This window comes from Sphingopyxis sp. Geo25 (assembly GCF_949769135.1).
In the GTDB taxonomy this organism is placed as follows: domain Bacteria; phylum Pseudomonadota; class Alphaproteobacteria; order Sphingomonadales; family Sphingomonadaceae; genus Sphingopyxis.
Window position 1 is genome coordinate 131404 of sequence record NZ_CATKOZ010000008.1, and the last position, 22008, is coordinate 153411.

A 22008-nucleotide genomic window follows, 5' to 3' on the forward strand; every position below is an offset into this window, starting at 1 on the left:
AGCCTTCGACCCGCGAGGTCGGTCAACGACAAAATCGTCAGTGGGGTCGCACCGATTTTCCCAGCCAACAGGGGGAGGGGTGCATGGCAGTTTCGGATCACGTCGATTTTCCGACGTTTATGGAAGGGGTGAAAAAGCGCAACCCCGGCCAGGATGAGTTCGTGCAGGCGGTCCAGGAGGTCGCCGAAGATATTTTCGACTTCATCGCCGACAAGGAAGAATATCACGCGCAGCAGATATTGCGGCGCATCGCCGAGCCCGACCGGGTCGTGTCCTTCCGCGTCTGCTGGGAGGATGACGCCGGCAATATTCGCGTGCAGCGCGGCTGGCGCGTCCAGAACAACAATGCCATCGGCCCGTACAAGGGCGGGATCCGCTTTCACCCGAGCGTGACCGAAAGCGTCCTCAAATTCCTCGCCTTCGAACAGACGTTCAAGAACGCGCTCACCGGGCTGCCGATGGGCGGCGGCAAGGGCGGGTCAAACTTCAACCCGAAGGGCAAGAGCGTGCGCGAGATCATGCGCTTCTGCCAGAGCTTCATGACCGAGTTGTACCGGCACATCGGCGCCGACGTCGACGTGCCTGCGGGCGACATCGGCGTGGGCGGGCGCGAGATCGGCTTCATGTTCGGCCAGTACAAGCGCATCACCAACGAATTCACCGGCGTCCTCACGGGCAAGGGGCTCGAATGGGGCGGCTCGCTGATCCGCACCGAGGCGACGGGCTATGGCGCGGTCTATTTCCTCGCCAACATGCTCGCCGCCAAGGGGCAGGATCTCGTCGGCAAGACCGCGGTCATCTCGGGCTCGGGCAATGTCGCGACGCACGCGGCGGAAAAGATCGTCCAGCTTGGCGGCAAGGTGCTCACCCTGTCCGATTCGGGCGGCTTCATCCACGATCCCGACGGCATCACGCAGGACAAGATCGACTGGGTGAAGGCGCACAAGACGCACCGCCGCGGCCGGATCGAGGATTATTGCGCCGAATTCAAGGGAGCGAGCTTCACCGCAGGCAAGACGCCATGGGGCGTTCCCTGCGACGTCGCGCTGCCGTGCGCGACGCAGAATGAATTGCTTGGCGAGGACGCCAAGACGCTGGTCGCCAACGGCTGCATCGCGGTCAGCGAAGGCGCCAACATGCCGACCAACCTCGAGGGCGTGCATCACTTCAAGCATGCGAAGATCATGTTCGCGCCGGGCAAGGCGGCGAATGCCGGCGGTGTTGCGGTCTCGGGCCTCGAAATGAGCCAGAACAGCGGCCGGCGCAGCTGGAGCGAGGCCGAATTGCAACAGATGCTCAAGGACATCATGGACGGCATCCACAAAAGTTGCCTGACCTATGGCGATCAGGGCAATGGCTATATTGACTATGTGAAAGGCGCCAATATCGCGGGCTTCAAGAAGGTGGCCGACGCGATGCTGGCATTCGGAGTGGTGTAAGTCGCAGTCTAGGCGCAAAAGCGCCAGGCGGGAAAAGGGGACATGGGCATGACGACCGACGCGATTGTGGGGCGCGGCGAACGACCGTGGGCGACCGTCTGGACGCTCGCGGCGTTGCTGCTGGCGCTGACGATCGCCGCGATCGTCGCGGCGCCCCCCGCGCGCTCGCAGGGCGAGGCTGGCGGCCGCTATACCGGCGTCGCCTCCTGCGCGGGATCGACCTGCCACGGCCGGATGGAGGGCGACGGCACCGTCGTCCGCCAGGACGAGCTGATGCGCTGGCAGGAGCCCTCGACCCCCGGCGGCGCGCATAGCCGCGCCTGGGCGGTGCTCAGCAACAGTCGCAGCCAGTTCATCGCGAAGAATCTCGGGATCGGCGATCCGTCGACCGCGCCGATGTGCCTCGGCTGCCACAGCACGCAGGGCGCGATCGCCGCGTCGGGCGGCGCGCGGCGCGGATCGGTGCCGCTCGAGGACGGGGTCGGCTGCGAATCGTGCCACGGCCCGGCGGGCGGCTGGATCGCGAGCCATTATGCCGGCGTCGGCACCAACGCCAACCCCGACGCCGAGATGCGCGACAAGCATCTCTCGAACCTTCGCGCCGGCCTCTGGAAGCTCGAGGATCCGGTCGTGCGCGCAGGCGTCTGCGTCGACTGCCATTTCGGTTCGGCAAGCGAAGGGCAGTTCGTCACCCACCGCATCATGGCCGCAGGGCACCCGCGCATCTCGTTCGAACTCGATCTCTTCTCCTCGCTGCAGGCGCATCATCAGGAAGACGCCGACTATGGCTGGCGCAAGTTCGGCGCGGGTTCGGGGCGCACCAACCATGTCCAGATGTGGGCGGTCGGGCAGGCGGTCGCGCTCGAACGCAGCCTCGCGCTCTTCCAGTCGCGGCGCGGGACCGAAGGGATGTTCCCCGAATTCTACTTCCTCGACTGCCACAGCTGCCACCGCCGCATCTACGACCAGGCCAAGCCGGTGAAGACCAGCCTCGACAATCCGGGGCGGACGAACATTCCCGAGGGCATGCCGCCCTATAATGACGAGAATCTGATCATGCTGTCGGCGGCGGCGCGCGTTGCGGCGCCCGCGCTCGCCGACCAGCTCGCGGCCCGCACCGCCGCCTTCCACAAGGCGATGACGATCGACCGCGCGAGTGCGGTCAGCGCCGCCGCGCAGCTTCAGCAGACGGTCTCGGCGCTGAAGGCCGCCTTTGCCGCACGCAGCTTCTCGGGCGCCGACGCCTTCACGCTCGTCGATGCGATTTCGGCGAAGGCGGTCGGCGACCGGCTGACCGACTATTCGGGGTCGCAGCAGGCGGTAATGGGGGTCGACACGCTGCTCAACGCGATGGTGTCGTCGGGCCGGATCACTGTCGGCGCCGCGGCCGGCATCCGCGCCGACATCGACCGCGCCTATACCGCGGTCAAGGACCCGAACGCCTTCCGCCCCGCCGATTTCCAGGCCTCGCTGGGGAGCGCGGTGCGCGCGATCGGGGCGCTTCGGTAAAGATATGCAACCCACATCCCGCCTCTTTCATTCGGTGGCCTTCGTCGCGGCTGCTTCGCTTCTGCTCGCCTCCTGCGGCGGCGGGGGAGGTGGCGGCACGCCGACCCCAGCGCCGACACCGACACCCACCCCGACCCCGACCGGCGGGCTGTTCACCCCGCCCGCCGCCGAATCGCTCAGCGTCACCGAGGTCCAGACGATCCTCGCCAACGCGATATCGGAGGCGCAGGCGCGCGGGCTACCGTCGGTGATCGCGGTGACCGACCGCGTCGGCAATGTCCTCGCGGTTTTTCGCATGAACGGCGCGCGCGCGACCGCAACGACCTCGCCCGCGCCGAACGGCCAGAATATCGACGCGCAGAATGTCACCTTCCCGGCAGAGGGCGGCGCGATCGCGAAGGCGATCACCGGCGCCTATCTGTCGAGCGGCGGCAACGCCTTTTCGACGCGCACGGCGAGCCAGATCGTCCAGGAGCATTTCCCGCCCGCGCCGACCACCGTCGGGCTCGAAAGCGGGCCGCTGTTCGGGGTGCAGTTCAGCCAGCTTCCGTGCAGCGATTTCTCGTCGCGCTTCGGTGCCGCGGGCAACGCCGCGCTGATCGGGCCGAAACGCTCGCCGCTCGGCCTCGCCGCCGATGCGGGCGGGCTGCCGCTCTACAAGAATGGCGTGCTCGTCGGCGGCATCGGGGTGATGGGCGACGGCGTCTATGGCAGCGACCCGAACATCCTCGATATCGAGAACGACCCCGAGGAGTTTATCGCGCTTGCCGGCACGCGGGGATTCGAGGCGCCGGCGGCAATCACCGCCGACAAGATCAGCGTCGATGGCACGACCTTGCGCTTTTCCGACGCGACCTTCGCGGGCGTGATGTCGAGCGGCGGCGCCAGCTTCGCCTCTTTCAACGGAACCGCGGGCAATCTCGTCGCGGTTCCCGGCTATGCCACCGCGGCGGTCATGGCGGGCGTTGCCTATGGCACCGAGGCGTCAGGCATTCGTGCGTCGACCCCGGCAGAATTCTCGAACCGCGACGCGTTCATCTTCACCGACGGCAGCGGCAACAACCGCTATCCGATCCGCGCGGCCACCGACGGCGCGGCGGTGGCCACCCCGCTTTCGCAGGCCGAAGTGCGCGCGGTGCTCGAAGAGGCGTTCACGGTGATGAGCCGCGCGCGCGCGCAGATCCGCAAACCGCTCGACAGCCGCGCGCAGGTCACGATCACCGTTGTCGACACCTTCGGCACCCCGCTCGGCATGGTCCGCTCGCCCGACGCGCCGATCTTCGGGTCCGACGTGTCCTTGCAAAAGGCGCGCACCGCCGCTTTCTTCTCGAACCCCAATGCGGGCGCCGAGCTCAGCGCGAATGCCAGCGCCGACATCCGCCGGTTCGTGACGGCGGTCCGGACGTTCCTCAATAACCCCGCCGCGCTGACGGGCACGATTGCCTTCCCCGACCGCGCGGGCGGCAATCTGTCGCGCCCCTATTTCCCCGATGGCGAGGTGGGGCGGCCGAACGGCCCCTTCTCCCGCCCGATCCTGCAATTCAACCCCTTCTCGACCGGGCTCCAGTCGGCGCTGATCATCGGCAACCTCGGCCAGCATGTCGGCTTCCTGCAGGGTGCGAATCCCGACACGCCGGCGCGTTGCACGACCCTGCCCGATGTCGCTGCAGGACAGAATCGGCTGCAGAACGGCATCCAGATCTTTCCCGGCTCGGTGCCGATCTATCGCGGCAGCACGCTGGTGGGCGGTATCGGCGTGTCGGGCGACGGTATCGATCAGGACGATATGATCAGCTTCCTCGGCACGCATAATGGCGGGGCGAGGGTCGGCGGGATCGGCAATGCCCCGATGGCGATCCGGTCGGACAATGTCGTCGTGACGCTCGCCGACGGCAAGACGGTGCGGCTGCGCTATGTCGGCTGTCCCTTCGCGCCTTTCCTCGACACCAGCCAGCAAAATGTCTGTCAGGGGCTTTAGCGGGTGAGCGTCGACGTCAGCCTGCTGCCGATCATCGCGACGCTCGCGGCGCAGGGGACGCCCGCGGCCGAGGCGCCGCCGCCGCCCGCGACCGATCCGGCAACCGCTGACGGAAGTGCCGCGCCATCGGCGACCGATCAGGCGCCGCCGGTCGAGGAACTGACACCGCCGCCGCCACCCGTCGACTGGCAGGAAGTGATCAAGGACGATCTCGTCACCCAGATCATCGAGGGCCGCCGCCGCCCGGGCTATATTCCCGATCTTCCCGACCAGTTGACGCAGGATAATGTCGGCGCACTCCGCCCGCCGCCGCCGCAGGCCTTTCCGGGGATCGAGGACCAGCTTCCGGTCCCCGACCGCTGGCGCCTGATCGAGACGCTGGGCGTCGTCAAGGAACGCTGGTTCGACCCTTATCACCAGAACACGTTGAAGGGCGACCGCGCTATCGATCCCGAAAAGGTCAAATGGCTGCCGATCAAGGGCGACGACTGGTTCTTCGTCGCCAATGCCGTGTCCGATACGGTGTTCGAGCCGCGCACCTTTCCGATCCCCGTCGGCGTCCAGACGACCTCGCGACCGGGCAGCCTCGACGTGTTCGGCAAGAACCGCAGCTTTGTATTCGCGCAGACCTTCATCGCCGGTGCCGCGCTGATCAAGGGATCGACCGCGTTCAAGCCGCCCGATGTCGAATATCGCGTCACGCTCGCCTATCAGGCCAATTATGTCGACGTGCCCGAACGGCGCGTCCTCGACGTGCGTCCGTCGAAACCGAGCCACCGCTACGACAGCTTCCTCGGCGTGCAGGAACTGTTCGTCGACAAGCACCTCGGCAACGACAGCGACCGCTACGATTTCCATTCGATCCGCATCGGCATCCAGCCTTTCCAGAGCGATTTCCGCGGCTTCCTGTTCAACGACAGCCAGCTCGGCATCCGCCTGTTCGGCAACCGCGACAACAACCGGTTTCAATATAATGTCGCGGCCTTCTGGCGGCTCGAGAAGGATACCAACAGCGGCCTCAACGACATCACCCAGACGCCGCGCGACGATTTCATCTTCACCGCTAATCTTTATCGCCAGGATTTCCCGTTCGTCGGGCTGACCAGCCAGGTCAGCGTGACCTACAATATGAACCGCGAAAAGAAAGACGTGCAGATCGACCACAATGGTTTCCCGGTGCGGCCGGCGCTGCTCGGCGATCTGCGCGGGCGCGAATATGACGTCGCCTATCTCGGCTACAGCGCCGACGGACGCATCGGGCGGCTCAACGTCACTGCCAGCTTCTACGCCGCGCTCGGCGAGGACCGGAACAGCTTCTTCACCAGCAAGCCCGCGAAGATCCGGGCGGGCTTCGCTGCCGCCGAGCTCAGCTACGACCATGACTGGATGCGCTTCCGCCTGTCGGGCCTCTATGCCAGCGGCGACCGCAACCCGTATAATAATGTCGAGGGCGGGTTCGACGCGATCTTCGAGAATCCAATCTTCGGCGGCGCCGACACCAGCTACTGGATCCGCCAGACGATCCCCTTCGCGGGCGGCGGCCGCGTCATCTCGATCAACGGCCGCAACGGCATATTGAACTCGCTGCGCTCGTCGAAGGAGGAGGGGCAGTCGAACTTCAACAATCCGGGCACGGTGTTCGTCGGCGCGGGCGCCGATTTCGACCTCTCGCCCGAAACGCGCGTCAGCTTCAATGCCAACCACCTCTGGTTCGACAATACGAAGGTACTCCAGAACCTCCGCGTCGAGGGCTCGATTCCGAAGGATATCGGTTTCGACCTGTCGGTCGCGGGGATCTGGCGGCCGAAGGCGACGCAGAATATCGTCGGGCGCCTCAGCGCCGCGGTTCTCCTGCCGGGCAAGGGATTCAAGGATTTGTTCGACAACAAGGAACGCGACAAGGCCTATGTCTCGATCCTTGCCAATGTGATCGTGAGTTTCTGACCGATGGCGCGCAAGCTCTTCGCTCTCTTCGCTTTCCTGATGATGGCGCTGGCGTTCGGCGGCCAGGCGGTGCGCGCGTCCGAGGAGGAAAAGCCGGTCAAGGTCGTCTATCGCTTCACGCCCCCGGCACCGAAGGAGCAGAGCGAGGCCGAAATGGCCGGTAAATCGGCGGGTTGCTATAGCTGCCACGTCCGCACCGACCAGCCGACGATGCACAAGACGCCCGCCGTGCGGCTCGGCTGTACCGATTGCCACGGCGGCGATTCGACCTCGCCCGCAGCCTTCGGCAAGCCCGAACTCGGCTATGAAAGCGCCTATAATCTCGCGGCGAAAAGGGCCGCGCACCCGCAACCGACCTTGCCCGGCGCGTGGGGCGACAGTCCCGCGAACCCGAAGCGCAGCTATACTTTGCTCAACAAGGAAGCGCCCGAATATATCCGTTTCGTCAACCCCAGCGACTATCGCGTCGCGCGGGAGGCGTGCGGAGCGTGCCACCTCGAGGTGATCGAGGCGACCGAGCGTTCGCTGATGTCGACCGGCGCGATGCTGTGGGGCGGCGCCGCGTACAACAACGGCATCGTCCCCTACAAGAATTACATCTTCGGCGAGGCCTATACGCGCGACGGCAAACCCGCGTGCATCCTTTCGCCCTCGTCGCGGCTGACGAAGGAGGAATATGCCGAGGCGTGCAAGCCGAGCTTCGGTTTCGACAAGATATTGACCGATGCCGAGAAGAAACGCGGCGCGCTGGCGAAAATGTATCCGCTCCCGCGCTGGAGCGTGATTCCGCCCGGCGACGTCTTCCGCGTGTTCGAGCGCGGCGGGCGCAACATCAACACCCAGTTCGCCGAAATCGGCCTGCCGAACCCGAGCGGCAGCATCCAGCGCCTCGAAGAGCCGGGCCGTCCCGACCTCAAACAGTCGAACCGCGGTCCCGGTACCGGGCTGCGCGTCGCGATCCCGGTGCTCAACATTCACAAGACGCGCCTCAACGATCCCTTCATGTGGTTCATGGGCACCAACGACCAGCCGGGCGACTATCGCCATTCGGGCTGCGCGGGCTGTCACGTCATCTATGCCAACGACCGCGAGCCGCGGCACAGCCTGATCTATGCCCAATATGGCCGCGACGGCGAGACCGCGACGGTTGACCCGACGATCCGGGACCGCAAATGGAAGCCCGACGATCACGGGCATGGCGGCGGGCACGGCGACACCCATGGCGGCGGCGCGTCGGACCATGGCGCCGGCGCGCAGCACGCGCCCGACCCCGACCAGCATGGGGCGCTCGTCGACCCCGCCGCCGCAAAGGCCGGACCGCAGGCCCAGGCAAAGAAGGAACGCCTCGAATCAGGCCACCCGATCGGCCACGCCTTCACGCGCGCGATCCCGACCGCGCAGTGCATGACCTGCCACATGCACCAGCCGAACATCTTCCTGAACTCCTACCTCGGCTACACGATGTGGGATTATGAGTCAGACGCGCCGCAGATGTGGCCGGGGCCGAACAACACCGCGCCGCGCCCGCCGGGGATGAGCGACGAGGACTATCAGAAGAAATACAAGCAGCAGCATTATCCGACCGCGGCCGAGGTCCATAAGACGCTCGAACGCAATCCCGAAGGGGCGGCGACGCGCGGGCTATGGTCCGACGTCGAGTTCCTGCGCGACGTCTATGACGTCAACGACACCAACCAGAACACCCAGTTCGCCGACTATCACGGCCACGGCTGGAACTTCCGCGGCATCTTCAAGCGCGACCGCAACGGCAATCTGCTCGATGCCGAGGGCAATATGTCGACCTATGGCACCGACAAGGCGCATATTGTCGACCCCGCCGATCCCGAGAAATGGCGCAAGAGCTGCAGCCAATATACCGAGGCGAAGGAGCGCGAACTCTGCCTGTCGACCGCGGCCCCCGACGGCCGCGAGGGCAAGTTCGTGCCGCCGGGCCTCAACCCCGGCAAGGCGGTGCACATGATGGACATCCACGCCGAAAAGGGGATGCAGTGCGCCGACTGCCACTTCGCGCAAGATGCGCACGGCAACGGCTATATCCAGGGCGAGGTCGCGAACGCGGTCGAGATCGGGTGCAAGGATTGCCACGGCACCGCCGATGCGTTGCCGAACCTGCTCACGTCGAACGTCGCGGCGCGGCCGCAGGGCACAAATCTGGCGCTGCTGCGCAACAGCGACGGGCGCCGCCGCTTCGAATTCCAGTATAATGACGATGGCGAGGTCACGGGCCTGATCCAGCGCTCGATCGTCGATCCAAAGCTCGAATGGCAGGTCAGCCTCGTCAAGCAGGCGGTGACCCCGGGACCGCATTTCAATGCGAAGGCGGCGCGCGCGAAACTGATGTCGCGCTCGGGTGCCGACGACGGCAAGTTCGAATGGGGCCCCGGCGTCGCGAAGGAGGATCGCGCGCACGGCGACGACAAGATGACCTGCTTCACCTGCCACCTCTCATGGACGACGAGTTGCGGCGGCTGCCATTTGCCGATCGAGGCGAACTGGAAGACCAAGATGCACCATTTCGAGGGGGAGGAGACACGCAACTTTGCGACCTACAACCCGCAGGTGGCGCGCGACGAGATGTTCCAGCTCGGCCGCCACATGCTGACCAAGCCCGGCGAACCCGGCCCGAACGGCGAGGTGCGCGGGATCATCACGCCGGTACGATCTACCTCGGCACTGATCCTGTCGTCGACGAACCTCAATCGCGAGCGCATCTATGTGCAGCAGCCGCCGATTTCGGCCGCGGGCTTCTCGAGCCAGGCGTTCGCGCCGCACTTCCCGCACACGGTACGGCGCCAGGAAACCAAGCAATGCACCGACTGCCACCTGTCCGAAGCCGACGACAATAATGCGATCATGTCGCAGCTCTTGCTGATGGGCACCAACTTCGTGAACTTCGTCGGGCTCAACGTCTGGTCGGGGCAGGAAGACAGTTTCCAGGCGACGCGCGTCACCGAATGGGACGAGCCGCAGGCGGTGATCGGCAGCTATCTGCAGAAATATGCCTATCCCGATTATTGGGACATGCACGTCAACAAGAATGGCCGCGAGCTCAAGAACTGGGTGCGCGGCAAGGTGTTCGACAAGAAGATTTCGGGCGAGAAATATGCGCTCGAGGAATTTGCGAACATCAACCAGGGCACGAGCGGCCGCGTGAACTGCCTGCAACAGCGCGGCGAATATATGTTCGTCGCCGAGGGCAAGGGCGGCTTCCGCGTCTATGACGTCGCCTCGATCGGCAACAAGGGCTTCTCCGAACGCATCGTCCGCGCGCCCTTCTCGCCGCTGGGTCACGACACGCATGTCAAGACGACCAACGCGACCTGCATGGCGATCGGCACCAACCAGCCGATCAGCATCTCGCGCAACGACCATATCGTGAAGGATTTCCCCGAGAATCACGAACAGTCCTTCCACCCGCTCTATCGCTACGCGGTGATCACCGACAGCGTCGAGGGGCTGGTCCTCGTCGATATCGACACGATGGCGAACGGCGAATTCCGCGACAACAAGCTGACGCGCGCGCTGACGTGGAATCCGGACAATGTCCTCAAGGGCGCGAGGCATGTCACGCTGGCTGGCAATTACGCCTATATCACCACCGACGCCGGGCTCGTCGTCGTCGACCTGTCGGCGCCGCTCGAACCCAAGGTCACGGCGCAGTTGCCGCTGGCCGACGCGCGCGCCAGCGCGGTGCAGTTCCGCTACCTCTGGGTCACCGATGCCGGGGGTGTCAGCCTGTTCGACATCACCAACATGGCGCAGCCGGTGCCGGTGCCCGAAGGCAATGTGCGGCTTGCCAATGCGCGGAAAATCTATCTCGCGCGGACGTATATGTATGTCGCGGCGAAGGCCGACGGCCTGGTGATCGTCGACGTGACGCGGCCCGCGGCGCCGGTCGTCTGGCCCGCGCTGACCTTCGACGGCAAGCTCGATGATGCCGAGGATGTGATCGTCGCGTCGACCAACGCCTCGCTCTTTGCCTATGTCGCCGACGGCCGGAACGGCATCAAGGTGCTGCAGCTGACCAGCCCCGACAATCCCGGCCTTTACGGCTTCTCGCCGAAGCCGACGCCCGAGCTGATCGCGTGGGCGAAAACCCCGTCGCCGGCGATCGCGCTGTCGAAGGGTCTCGACCGCGACCGCGGGGTCGACGAGAGCGGCGGGCAGATCGCCGTGTTCGGCCGCGTCGGTTCGCGACCGTTCACGCGGAGCGAGATGGAAAAGCTGTTCCTCAACAGCAAGAGCCAGGTGTACAAGGTCCGCGACGAGGTCGATCAGGCGGCGTGGCGGCCGCCCTTGCTCTACGCGAACTGAGCGTCGCAGGCCCGGCACGGCGCCCGTTGCGTAAGCGTACCGGCTCCCTGCGACAGTCGGCGTCCAAAACGCCGCCAGCAGAGGCGGAAGCCGGATCGCGTCCGGCCTGACCTTTACCGGGGCCCCCTGCTCGCTTGACGGCGAGTCCGCCCCATGCGCATATCGCCCTGCACTCACCCATGGGGACCGAAAACAGCATGGCCAGCCGCAAGCCCGTCGCCGGAAAGGCCGATTGGCGCACCATTTTTCGCCAGAGCATCGCGCGCAGCCTCGTCATAGCGGCGGCGGTGGGGCTGGCCGCCTTTACGATCTTCCTGACCCTCGCTTTCCTGACCTATGACAGCACCGATGCAGCGCTCAATACCGCCGCGAACGGCAATGCCGCGAACTGGATGGGCGGCGCGGGGGCGTGGTTCGCCGACCTTGGCCTGTCGATCGGCGGGGCGCCGATCGTGCTGCTGCTCCCCTTGCTCGGGATCATGGCGTGGCGGCTATGGGCGGGCGAGCCGCAGCCCTTTTGGCCGCGCCAGCTCGCCTATAGCTTTGCGGGTATATTGCTCGTCGGGCTCGGCGCCGAACTATGGGCGCCCGCGAACGGCGCGCCGATGCCCGCGGGTTGGGGCGGTATCATCGCGCTTGTCGTCGGCGGGGCGGTGACGCCCTTGTTCGAGCTGGCGGGCGATCCCGTCGCCGCGCTCGCCCGCTTCGGGACGATCCTGCTGCTCGTCGGGCTCGGCCTCTGGCTCGCCTTCCGCGCGCTGCGGCTCGAAAAGGGATGGGCGTCGCGGCTGAAGCTTCCGGCGGCCGAAGGGGGGCGGATTGTAGAGCCCGCGCGCGCCGACGACGGCGGTGCGAGGGCGCCCAACCTGATGGAGCGCGTGATCCGCCCGCGCCCGCGCGCCGAGCCGATCGACCGTGCCCCGCCCGAGATCGCCGAACCGGTGCAGCGCGCCGCGCCGTCGAAGCCCAAGGCGAAGCCGCAGACCGAGCTGTTCACCAACTATCAGCTCCCCTCGATCGACCTGCTCGCCCCCGCGCCCGAGCGGCAGGGGGGCGCGATCGACAAGGCGGCGCTCGAACGCAATGCGCGCCTGCTCGAATCGGTGCTCGAGGATTTCCAGGTCAAGGGCGTGATTACGGCGGTGCGTCCCGGCCCCGTCGTCACCATGTACGAACTCGAACCCGCGCCGGGCACCAAGGCGAGCCGCGTGTCGAACCTCGCCGACGACATCGCGCGCAACATGTCGGCGCTGTCGGCGCGCATTGCGCCGATCCCCGGCCGCACCGTGATCGGTATCGAGCTGCCCAACGCGCACCGCGAGGCGGTGGTGCTGCACGAGATCATCGGCAGCGCGCTGTTCCAGGACCAGACCGGCGCGCTGCCGATCATCCTCGGCAAGAATATCAGCGGCGACGCGATGATCGCCGACCTTGCCCCGATGCCGCACCTGCTGATCGCGGGTACCACCGGCTCGGGCAAGTCGGTCGGCCTCAACGCGATGATCCTGTCGCTGCTCTATCGCCTCGGTCCCGACCAGGTGAAGATGATCATGATCGATCCCAAGATGCTGGAACTCAGCGTCTATGACGACATCCCGCACTTGCTCGCGCCCGTCGTGACCGAGCCCAAGAAGGCGATCCGCGCCCTCAAATGGGCGGTCGAGCAGATGGAGGATCGCTACCGGATGATGTCGTCGCTGTCGGTGCGCAACCTCGCGAGCTACAACGACAAGGTGCGCGGCGCGCTCGCCAAGGGCAAGTCCTTGGGACGCCGCGTCCAGACCGGCTACGATCCCGACACCGGCCAGCCGGTCTATGAGGAAGAGACGCTCGACTATGCGCCGCTGCCGCAGATCGTGGTGGTGGTCGACGAGCTGGCCGACCTGATGATGACCGCGGGCAAGGAGGTCGAGTTCCTGATCCAGCGCCTTGCGCAAAAGGCGCGCGCGGCCGGCATCCACCTGATCCTCGCGACGCAGCGTCCGTCGGTCGACGTCATCACGGGCGTCATCAAGGCCAACCTTCCGACGCGCATCAGCTTCAACGTCACCTCGAAGATCGACAGCCGCACGATCCTGGGCGAGGCCGGCGCCGAACAGCTGCTCGGCAAGGGGGATATGCTATATGTCCCGGGCGGCAAGCAGATCACCCGCATCCACGGCCCCTTCGTCTCCGACGACGAGGTGCGCGCGGTCGCCGATCACTGGAAGGGGCAAGGCCGTCCCGACTATATCGAGAGCGTCACCGAAGATCCCGAGGACGGCGGCTTCGCGATGGAGGGCGCGCCGGCGGGCGGCGACAGCGCCGAGGACCGCATGTATGCGAAGGCCTGCCAGATCGTCGCCGAAAGCCAGAAGGCCTCGACCAGCTGGCTGCAACGACAATTGCGGATCGGCTACAACAGCGCCGCGCGCCTGATCGAGCGGATGGAAGAGGAAGGCATTGTCAGCGCGCCGAACCATGTCGGCCGCCGCGATGTGCTGACCGACCAGTACGGCCAGCAGCGGTAAGGGAACCAACGCCGCGCTTGTGACGTGAACAGCATCTAAAGCCGGGGTTCAGGGCGGGTTCAATGCCCGCGCGCCATGTCCGGCCGACACTTTGCAGAATAGAGAGCCCGATGATCTTCCAGACCAAGCTCAAACGCCTTGCGGCCTTCACCCTCGTTCCGGCGCTTGCCGCGGGTTTCGCGATCGGCGCGCCGGCGATCGCGCAGTCGGCCAGCACCTTGTCGTCGGTGCAATCGCACCTCAAGGCGACGAGCTCGATGACCGCCGATTTCGTCCAGACCGACCGCAACGGCCAGCGCCTGTCGGGCAAGCTGACCCTCAAGCGCCCCGGCAAGATCCGCTTCCAGTATCAGAAGGATGTGTCGCTGCTGATCGTCGGCGACGGCAGCCGGCTGACAATGATCGACTATCAGGTGAAGCAGGTGCAAAGCTGGCCGGTGAAGAATTCGCCGCTCGGTGCGCTGCTCGATCCCGAACGCGACCTGTCGAAATATGCGAAGGTCATTCCGACCGGCAGCGACGAGGTGCTGAGCGTCGAGGTCAAGGATCCGAAGCGCCCCGAATATGGCACGATCACGATGGTGTTCATCCGCGACGGGTCTGCGCCGGCCGGCCTGCGTTTGCGCGGCTGGGTCGCGCTCGATTCGCAGAACAACCGCACGCGCATCGACCTCAGCAACCAGAAGTTCAACGTCGCGGTCGCCGATTCCGCCTTCAAATGGACCGATCCGCGTCCGCGCAAGAAGGTGTGATCGGGATGCTTCGACGAACGGCGCTTCAGAGCCGACGAACGACAGGCGATGGCACGCTGTTCAGCTTGGCGACAGGGAAACCGGGCTAAACAACTCTCGAAGACGCCGCCACGGCCTCCGGATTTGGGTTTCCCCCTGTTGCCCCAGCCGGAATGCCAGGCATCTTCATTCAAGAGCGTGACGAACGCTGACCTTGAACCCCCGTTCCACCGCCCCTGGAACGGGGGTTTATGTTTGCGCGTTTCGTTTTTGCCGCTCGCGCTCCGTTGCTAACGACGCGCTGCGCCGATAGAGCCAGCCGAATGACCTTCAGCATCGCTTCGTGGAACATCAACAGCGTCCGCGCCCGCATCGGCATCGTCGAGAAATTCCTGCGCGAGGAAGCGCCCGACGTGCTCTGCCTGCAGGAGACGAAGGTCGAATGCGGCCTTTTCCCGAAGGCCATGTTCGAACAGCTCGGCTACACGCATATCGTCACCAACGGCCAGCGGATGCACCATGGCGTCGCGACGGTCAGCCGCGTGCCGCTGACCGAAGTGCGTAAATATGACTGGCAGGCGAATGGCGAGGCACGCCATATCGGCGTGACGCTGCCGTCGGGCGTGCGGCTCGACAATGTCTATATCCCCGCCGGCGGGGACGTTCCCGACCGCGACCTCAATCCGAAGTTCGGGCAAAAGCTCGATTTCTTCGGCCGCATGACCGATTGGTCGGCGACGCTCGTCGATACGCCGACGATCCTGACCGGCGACTTCAATGTCGCGCCGCTCGAAAGCGATGTGTGGAACCACAAGGCATTGCTCGACGTCGTCAGCCACACGCCGGTCGAGGTCGAAACGCTTGCACGGTTGCAGTCCGCGTCGAACTGGATTGATCTCGGCCGCCACTTCATCGAGGCGCCGGCGCCGCTCTTCACCTGGTGGAGCTACCGCGCGAAGGACTGGGAAGCCTCGAATCGCGGCCGCCGGCTCGACCATATGTGGGTCACCCCCGACCTGATGGCAAAGGCAGTCGCGCACCGCACCGTCCAGCCCGCACGGAGCTGGGAGCGCCCCTCGGATCACATCCCCATCGTTACGGAGTTCGCCTTTTGAGCGAGATCGCCGACCAGCCGCGCGCGCGGCGGGCCGCGCGCGCGATTGACGCGCTACGCCGTGGCTGGACATTCCGCGTGACCGGCGCCGACGGCGCACTCGATCTGCTCGCGGTCGAGAGCGCGCGCGATGCGGCGCTGAGCGACTTCGGAAGCGAGGATCTGCTGCTGTCGGGCGAACGCGCGGTGACGCTCAAGCTCACCAACCAGCGTCCCGCCGCGACGCCGGGGCCGGTGCGGCTCGCGGGCGCGGCCGACACCGTCGCCGCCGCGCTGGCGATCGCCGACCCCGCGCTCGATCTCGCCCACCCGCTCAAAGGGCCGTTCCAAACGATTGCGACCGGCGGCGAGGCGGCGGCCAGCGCGGCGATGACGATGGCGCGTCACGCTGGCCTCCTCCCCGCCTTTTTTGTCCGCGAAGCGAAGGGTGCGGCGGAGACCGAATGTTCAGTCGATGACGTCGCCGCGCTGCTCGACCCGTCGCGGCTCGAGATTGCGGCGCGTGCGCGCTTGCCGGTCGAGGCGAGCGAAACGGCCGAGATCGTCGCCTTTCGTAGCCCCGAGGAAGCCTCCGACCATGTCGCGCTCGTCATCGGCAGGCGCGATCATAATCCGCCGGTGGTCCGCTTGCACAGCGAATGCCTGACCGGCGACGTGCTCGGCAGCCTCAAATGCGATTGCGGCCCGCAGCTTCATGCCGCGCTGCACGCGATGGCCGACGCGCCGTGGGGTGTGCTGCTCTACCTCCGGCAGGAAGGGCGCGGGATCGGGCTCGTCAACAAGCTGCGCGCCTATGCGCTGCAGGACCAGGGGTATGACACGGTCGACGCCAACCTCAGGCTGGGTTTCCCGGTCGAGGCGCGCGATTTTGCGATTGCAGGACGGATGCTGGAGTTGCTGGGCATCCCGCGTATCCGGCTGATGACCAACAATCCGGAGAAGGTCGCGCGGCTGGAGAAGGAAGGTGTCGACGTTGTCGAGCGCATCCCGCTCGCGCTGCCGACGAACAAGTATAACGAGCAGTATCTCGCGACGAAGCGGGATAGGACCGGGCATCAGCTTTAGAAACACGTCGCCCCCGCGAAGGGCGTTTAGAGTCACGTGCCTCTGAACGCCCTTCGCGGGGGCGACGGTTTGTTTAGTGGACGAAGCGCGCGACCACGTCGCGATAGCTGCGGCTGACCTTTACCTGTGCGCCCGAGCCCAGCACGAGGAAGCATTCGCCATTGGTGTGCGGCTTGACCTGCTTGACCTGGCTGAGATTCACGATCGTCGAGCGATGCACGCGCTGGAAGTTGCGCGGATCGAGCCGCTTTTCCAGATCCTTCATCGTCTCGCGCAGGATCAGCGAATTGTCGGCGGTGTAGATGCACATATAGTCGCCCGCGGCGTCGATGCGTTCGATGCTGTCGACGTCGACGCGGAAAATCTGGCCGCGGTCCTTGATGTTGATCATCTTCTCATAGCGGTCGGCGGCATGCGCGTCGGCCTGAACCTCGGCGTCATAATCCTCGACCGCTTCGGGTGCGACTTCGGCGAGCACGGTCTTCAGCCGCTCGACCTCGGCCGCGCCGCGCTTTTCGGCGAGGCGCTGGCGGACGCGGTCGAGCGCGTCGGCCAGCCGTTCCGGCTCGACCGGCTTGACCAGATAATCGACCGCCTGCGCCTCGAACGCGCGGATGGCATGGTCCGAATAGGCGGTAACGAAGACAACCAGCGGCGGCTCGACCTCCATCAGGCCCTGGATCACCGAAAAGCCGTCGAACCCCGGCATCTGGATGTCGAGGAAGACGAGGTCGGGCTTGTACGTCTTGATCTTTCTGATGGCCTCGCGGCCGTTCTGCGCGGTGTCGACTACCTCGACATCCGGATGCGCTTCGAGCCGCAATTGCAGGCCCTGGGTCGCCAGTTTTTCATCATCCACCAGGATGGTTCTGATCGTCATGTCCGTTCGGTTCCAATCGTCGTCACTTGTCCATCGGGCTGAAACGGAAACTCGATAATCACCGTGAAACCGCCATCGGCGCCCGACTGCACCTCGAACCGCTGCTGGTCGCCATAAGCCTGCGCCATCCGGTCCCGGATATTGGCTAAACCCACACCGGTCGATTCCGTTGCAACGGCGCCCGTGGTGGGATCAACGCTTCCCTCTGACAATCCCGCCCCCGTGTCCGACACGGTGATCCGCACGTTTTGACCGGCAAGCTGAGCCGAGAGCGTGATGTCGGCGCCCTCCTCCTGCGGTGTGACGGCATATTTGATCGCATTCTCGATCAGCGGCTGGAGCAGCAGCGAGGGCAGGCGCGCGCGCTGGACCGCGGGGTCGATGCGGAAATGCGGGCGCAGCCGGTCCTCGAACCGCATCTTCTCGATATCGAGATAGAGCTTCAAAGTCTCGATCTCCTGCGCCAGCGTGACTTGCGCGGTCGGCTCGTTGGCAAGCGTGTAACGCAGGAAGGCCGAAAGGCGCGAGAGCATCGCGTTCGCGGGCTCGGACTGCTTGAGCAGCACCAGCGTCGAGATGCTGTTCAGCGTGTTGAACAGGAAATGCGGGTTGAGCTGATAACGCAACATCGCGAGCTGCGCCGACGCCGCCTGCGCCTCGAGCCGCAGCATCCGGTCGTTCTGTTCCTCGAGCTGGAGGAAATAGTTGATCGCGAAATAGAGCGCCGACCAGGCGCCGAGCGAGGTCGCATCGATATAGATCGCGCCAAGCAGCAGGCTGGTGAAGCCCGCCTCGCTCGCCGGATTCTGGATCTGCGCGACCCACGCGTCGATGAACGCCCAGAGCGCGACGGCGAGGCCCGCGAGCCCGAAGCTGACCCCCCACATCAGGATCGGCCGCCGATTGATCAGCGCACGATAGCAGACCGACAAGATCAGCGTCAGCGAGAAGCCGGTGATCGCCGAAATCGTCTGTGGGATCAGGAAGGTGAAGGGCTGGCCGTTGGCGAGACCCGACACCCCGCGCAGACCGAGCCAGGCGGCCCAGCCGAGGATCTGGAGATTCCAGAAGGCGCGCACCTTGTTGCCGAAAAAGGGGCCCGGCGACGAAAAGCCGAACAAAGGCATCGAGGAGGATGCCGACGCGGATGCGGAGGCGGGCTTGGTCGCCATGGTCAACGGGGCTGGATCAAAGGCTTTGCGCGCGGGGCGGCAGCGATCATTCGGCCGCGACCGCCGCCATTCGCACGCGCGCCTGACCGAGCGGCTGTAATTCGGAGCGATGTTTCCATACCAGCTCGCCATAAGCCAGCGAGCGGCCGTCGTGCGCGGTGATCATCACCGGTCCGATCGGCTGCTCGTCGCGCGTGTCGACGAGCACGGGGGTCGACGGTACGCCCGCGCCCCATTTCTCGCCCCACTGGCGCAGCGCGATCATCGCGGGCAGCAGTTCGACGCCCTTTTGCGTCAGCTGATATTGCACCTTGCGGCGATCCTCGGCCATCACCTCGCGTGCCATGATGCCATGATCGACCAGCTTCGACAGCCGGTTCGACAGGATGTTGCGCGCAATCCCGAGCTCCTGCTGGAACTCCTCGAAATGATGGACCCCGTTGAACGCGGCGCGAAGGATCATGAACGACCACCGCTCGCCCATCGCCTCCAGCGCGAGCGGCAGCGCGCAGTTGTTGCCGTAAATGTCGTTCAGCGGTTCGCGTAATTTTCCCATGCCCCATGCCCTAACGTAATTTTGCCCCTCGCACAAAAAAATATGGACCCTCAGTTGCATTTTGCAACCCGCAAACCCAATTGCATTTTGCAACCCTTCGGGTTGCGCAAAACAGGAAGGACTCCCCATGATCAAGCTTTCTTCGCCGGCGCCTCTGCTGGCGGTCGCCGGCGCCATGCTCGCCGGCTTTGGCGCGCTTGCCCCCGTCGCGGCGAACGCCGCCGGCGGCAGCTATTACCGCGCCGAGCTCGCCGGCCCGGCGCCGACGGCCAAGTTCGTCGCGCGCGATGTCGTCTGGGTTTGCGACGGCGCGAATTGTGGTGCCGGCCGCGGCACGAGCCGGCCGCTACTCATCTGCACGGGCCTCGCCAAGAAGGCCGGCGAAGTGAAGAGCTTCGTCGCGGACGGCAAGGCGCTCGAGGCCGACGATCTCGCACGCTGCAACAGCGTGAAATAAGCCGACCGGCCGGGCGGCGCGTGAATGCTCTCCCCTCCGCCGCCGCCCGGCCCACCCCGGTGAACGAAGCTTTTAACGAGACTTAGCAAAATTGCGGCGACCTCGCGCTCCGCGCAAGCAAATTTCGCATTGCAATTGCGCCCGCATGAACGACATTGGGCTTGATGCTCAGGCAATATGAACTTGTCGAGCGCGTGCGCGCTTATGACCCCGACGTCGACGAGGCGTTGCTCAACCGCGCCTATGTCTTCACCGTGCAGAAGCACGGTAGCCAGAAGCGCGCCTCGGGCGACCCCTATTTCAGCCATCCGGTCGAAGTCGCGGGGATTTTGACCGACCTGCACCTCGACAGCGAGACGATCGTTACGGCGCTGCTCCACGACACGCTTGAGGACACGCTGACCACCCCCGACGAGATCGAGCGACTGTTCGGCAGCGACGTCGGGCGGCTCGTCGACGGCGTGACCAAGCTTTCGAAGATCGAGGCGCAGACCGAGAATGAGCGCGCCGCCGAAAATCTGCGCAAGTTCCTGCTCGCGATGTCCGACGACATTCGCGTGCTGCTCGTCAAGCTCGCCGACCGGCTGCACAACATGCGCACGCTGCATTTCATCAAGAATCCCGACAAGCGCCGCCGCATCGCCAAGGAGACGATGGATATCTATGCGCCGCTCGCGGAGCGGATCGGCATGTATGAATATATGCGCGAGATGCAGCTGCTGGCGTTCCGCGAGCTGGAACCCGAGGCTTATGCGACGATCACCGGCCGCCTCGCCAAGCTGACCGCGGGCGGCAAGGACAAGGTCGCCGCGATCAGCCGCGAGATCAAGGATCTGCTGGCGGAGGCGGGGATCGAGGCCGAGGTCTCGGGGCGCGAGAAACATCCCTATTCGATCTGGCGCAAGATGCAGGAGCGGCACGTCAGCTTCGAGCAGGTGACCGACATCATCGCCTTTCGCGTGATCACCCCGTCCGACGCCGATTGCTACGCCGCGCTGGGACTGATCCATCGCAAATGGAAAATGGTTCCCGGCCGCTTCAAGGATTATATCTCGACCCCGAAGCGCAACGGCTACAAGTCGTTGCACACGACGATCATGCATCAGCAGAATATGCGGATCGAGATCCAGATTCGCAGCCTGGGCATGCACCAGCAGTCCGAATTCGGGCTCGCCGCGCATTGGGCGTACAAGCAGGGCGGCGCGGCGCCCGATGGGCAGGCGGGGTGGATTCGCGATCTGCTCGAGATCCTCGAACAGACCCACGATCCCGAAGAATTCCTCGAAAATACCCGCATCGCGATGTATCAGGACCGCATCTTCGCCTTCACGCCGAAGGGGAGTTTGCACCAGTTGCCGAAGGGCGCGACCCCGGTCGACTTTGCCTATGCCGTGCATACCAAGCTGGGCGACCGCACCGTGGGGGCGAAGGTCAACGGCCGGCTCGTGCCGCTCCGGACGCAGCTCGCCAACGGCGACACGGTCGAGATTCTTTCCTCCGACAAGCAGACGCCGCAGCCGGCCTGGCTCGGCTTCGCGGTGACCGGCAAGGCGCGCGCCGCGATCCGCCGCCATGTCCGCTCGAAGGAAAAGGTCGAACTCGCGGCGCTCGGCCGCAAGATGTACGACGAGATCGTCGCGCGGCTGCCCAACAAGGTCGGCGACAAGGCGCGCGCGGCGGCGCTGACGCGGCTCAAGCTCGAGGACGACAGCGCGCTCTATGTCGCGATCGCCAAGCAGCGGGTGTCGGACAATGCGGTGCTGGAGGCGCTCGTCCCCGGCATCACCGCCGAGATGAAGACCAAGCCCGGCAAGCTGGCGCAGGGCGCGGCGGTGTCGATCGCGGGGCTGACCCCCGGGGTCGCGTACCAGCTTGCCGATTGCTGCCATCCGGTGCCGGGCGATCGCATCGTCGGCCTGTCGCGCCCCGGGGAGGGGATCGAGGTGCATGTCATCGACTGCCCCAGGCTTGCCGACGGTGTCGACGCCGACTGGATCGACCTCAGGTGGCAGGAGGATAGCGAAGGCGGCAACGCGCGGCTGTGCGTCGTGATCCTCAACGAACCCGGCACCCTTGCCGAAATGTCGGGTATCCTTGCCGCCAATTCGGCGAACATCACCAATTTGCGTCTGTCGAACCGCGAGGGCGGCTTCCATACCTATGACGTCGTCGTCGAGGTGCGCGACGTCCACCATGTGATGCGCATCCTGTCGGCGCTGCGCGCGTCGGACAGCATCGTGCAGGCCGAGCGGCTTTAGGCGAAAACCGGTCCGGCGTGATGGTGGGAAATCTTTCCTTCGGCGGGAAAGATGCTAGGG

Annotated in this window: 14 protein-coding genes; 11 read left to right on the top strand and 3 right to left on the bottom strand. The window is 65.4% G+C overall.

Features of this window, described 5'->3' with window-relative positions:
• The first annotated feature begins 83 nt into the window (after window positions 1-83).
• The 9 genes from gdhA (at window position 84) to ribA (ending at window position 16625) form a co-directional block, all read left to right on the top strand.
• Window positions 84-1439: an NADP-specific glutamate dehydrogenase gene (gdhA, locus tag QOL68_RS17345; RefSeq protein WP_204993449.1), complete on the top strand. Its 1356-nt coding sequence runs from the start codon at window positions 84-86 to the stop codon at window positions 1437-1439.
• Between the two features lie 48 nt (window positions 1440-1487).
• Window positions 1488-2948 carry a multiheme c-type cytochrome gene (locus QOL68_RS17350; RefSeq protein ID WP_282950241.1) on the top strand — a complete coding sequence of 487 codons (1461 nt, stop codon included), beginning with the start codon at window positions 1488-1490 and terminating at the stop codon, window positions 2946-2948.
• Between the two features lie 4 nt (window positions 2949-2952).
• The gene (locus QOL68_RS17355; protein ID WP_282950242.1) at window positions 2953-4926 is read left to right on the top strand and encodes a heme-binding protein; all 1974 of its coding nucleotides are present in this window, start codon (window positions 2953-2955) and stop codon (window positions 4924-4926) included.
• Window positions 4927-5085: 159 nt separating this feature from the next.
• Window positions 5086-6870 (top strand): hypothetical protein, encoded by a 1785-nt coding sequence (locus QOL68_RS17360; protein WP_282950271.1) that lies wholly within the window; start codon window positions 5086-5088, stop codon window positions 6868-6870.
• 3 nt (window positions 6871-6873) lie between these two features.
• Window positions 6874-11205: a hypothetical protein gene (locus tag QOL68_RS17365; RefSeq protein WP_282950243.1), complete on the top strand. Its 4332-nt coding sequence runs from the start codon at window positions 6874-6876 to the stop codon at window positions 11203-11205.
• 197 nt (window positions 11206-11402) lie between these two features.
• Window positions 11403-13715 carry an FtsK/SpoIIIE family DNA translocase gene (locus tag QOL68_RS17370; RefSeq protein ID WP_282950244.1) on the top strand — a complete coding sequence of 771 codons (2313 nt, stop codon included), beginning with the start codon at window positions 11403-11405 and terminating at the stop codon, window positions 13713-13715.
• A gap of 110 nt (window positions 13716-13825) precedes the next feature.
• Window positions 13826-14467, top strand: coding sequence for a LolA family protein (locus tag QOL68_RS17375; RefSeq protein ID WP_282950245.1), 642 nt, complete (start codon window positions 13826-13828; stop codon window positions 14465-14467).
• A gap of 302 nt (window positions 14468-14769) precedes the next feature.
• A complete protein-coding gene (locus QOL68_RS17380; protein ID WP_282950246.1) occupies window positions 14770-15561 on the top strand; it encodes an exodeoxyribonuclease III in 792 nt (263 codons plus the stop codon).
• A 5-nt stretch (window positions 15562-15566) separates the two neighbouring features.
• Window positions 15567-16625: a GTP cyclohydrolase II gene (ribA, locus tag QOL68_RS17385; protein WP_502957421.1), complete on the top strand. Its 1059-nt coding sequence runs from the start codon at window positions 15567-15569 to the stop codon at window positions 16623-16625.
• 73 nt (window positions 16626-16698) lie between these two features.
• Here the strand turns inward: ribA and QOL68_RS17390 are convergent, their stop codons facing one another.
• The 3 genes from QOL68_RS17390 to QOL68_RS17400 form a co-directional block, all read right to left on the bottom strand.
• Window positions 16699-17505, bottom strand: a complete 807-nt coding sequence (locus QOL68_RS17390) for a LytR/AlgR family response regulator transcription factor (protein ID WP_282950248.1) — start codon at window positions 17503-17505, stop codon at window positions 16699-16701.
• Window positions 17502-18632 carry a sensor histidine kinase gene (locus QOL68_RS17395; protein WP_058455973.1) on the bottom strand — a complete coding sequence of 377 codons (1131 nt, stop codon included), beginning with the start codon at window positions 18630-18632 and terminating at the stop codon, window positions 17502-17504. Before QOL68_RS17395 ends, QOL68_RS17390 begins: the two co-directional genes overlap by 4 nt.
• 91 nt (window positions 18633-18723) lie before the next feature.
• Window positions 18724-19233 carry a winged helix-turn-helix transcriptional regulator gene (locus QOL68_RS17400; protein ID WP_282950249.1) on the bottom strand — a complete coding sequence of 170 codons (510 nt, stop codon included), beginning with the start codon at window positions 19231-19233 and terminating at the stop codon, window positions 18724-18726.
• Between the two features lie 127 nt (window positions 19234-19360).
• On the opposite strand from QOL68_RS17400, the gene QOL68_RS17405 reads away from it, so the two are divergent.
• Together QOL68_RS17405 and QOL68_RS17410 are read left to right on the top strand one after the other, a co-directional pair.
• A complete protein-coding gene (locus tag QOL68_RS17405; RefSeq protein ID WP_282950250.1) occupies window positions 19361-19690 on the top strand; it encodes a CC_3452 family protein in 330 nt (109 codons plus the stop codon).
• Between the two features lie 164 nt (window positions 19691-19854).
• A complete protein-coding gene (locus QOL68_RS17410) occupies window positions 19855-21948 on the top strand; it encodes a RelA/SpoT family protein (protein ID WP_058456042.1) in 2094 nt (697 codons plus the stop codon).
• Window positions 21949-22008 lie beyond the last annotated feature (60 nt).

Coding starts and splice junctions, on each gene's coding strand:
- QOL68_RS17395 (WP_058455973.1), bottom strand. CDS start 18,632: ATGCCTTTGTTCGGCTTTTCGTCGCCGGGCCCCTTTTTCGGCAACAAG.
- QOL68_RS17380 (WP_282950246.1), top strand. CDS start 14,770: ATGACCTTCAGCATCGCTTCGTGGAACATCAACAGCGTCCGCGCCCGC.
- gdhA (WP_204993449.1), top strand. CDS start 84: ATGGCAGTTTCGGATCACGTCGATTTTCCGACGTTTATGGAAGGGGTG.
- QOL68_RS17350 (WP_282950241.1), top strand. CDS start 1,488: ATGACGACCGACGCGATTGTGGGGCGCGGCGAACGACCGTGGGCGACC.
- QOL68_RS17375 (WP_282950245.1), top strand. CDS start 13,826: ATGATCTTCCAGACCAAGCTCAAACGCCTTGCGGCCTTCACCCTCGTT.
- QOL68_RS17410 (WP_058456042.1), top strand. CDS start 19,855: ATGCTCAGGCAATATGAACTTGTCGAGCGCGTGCGCGCTTATGACCCC.
- QOL68_RS17355 (WP_282950242.1), top strand. CDS start 2,953: ATGCAACCCACATCCCGCCTCTTTCATTCGGTGGCCTTCGTCGCGGCT.
- QOL68_RS17370 (WP_282950244.1), top strand. CDS start 11,403: ATGGCCAGCCGCAAGCCCGTCGCCGGAAAGGCCGATTGGCGCACCATT.
- QOL68_RS17405 (WP_282950250.1), top strand. CDS start 19,361: ATGATCAAGCTTTCTTCGCCGGCGCCTCTGCTGGCGGTCGCCGGCGCC.
- QOL68_RS17365 (WP_282950243.1), top strand. CDS start 6,874: ATGGCGCGCAAGCTCTTCGCTCTCTTCGCTTTCCTGATGATGGCGCTG.
- QOL68_RS17400 (WP_282950249.1), bottom strand. CDS start 19,233: ATGGGAAAATTACGCGAACCGCTGAACGACATTTACGGCAACAACTGC.
- QOL68_RS17390 (WP_282950248.1), bottom strand. CDS start 17,505: ATGACGATCAGAACCATCCTGGTGGATGATGAAAAACTGGCGACCCAG.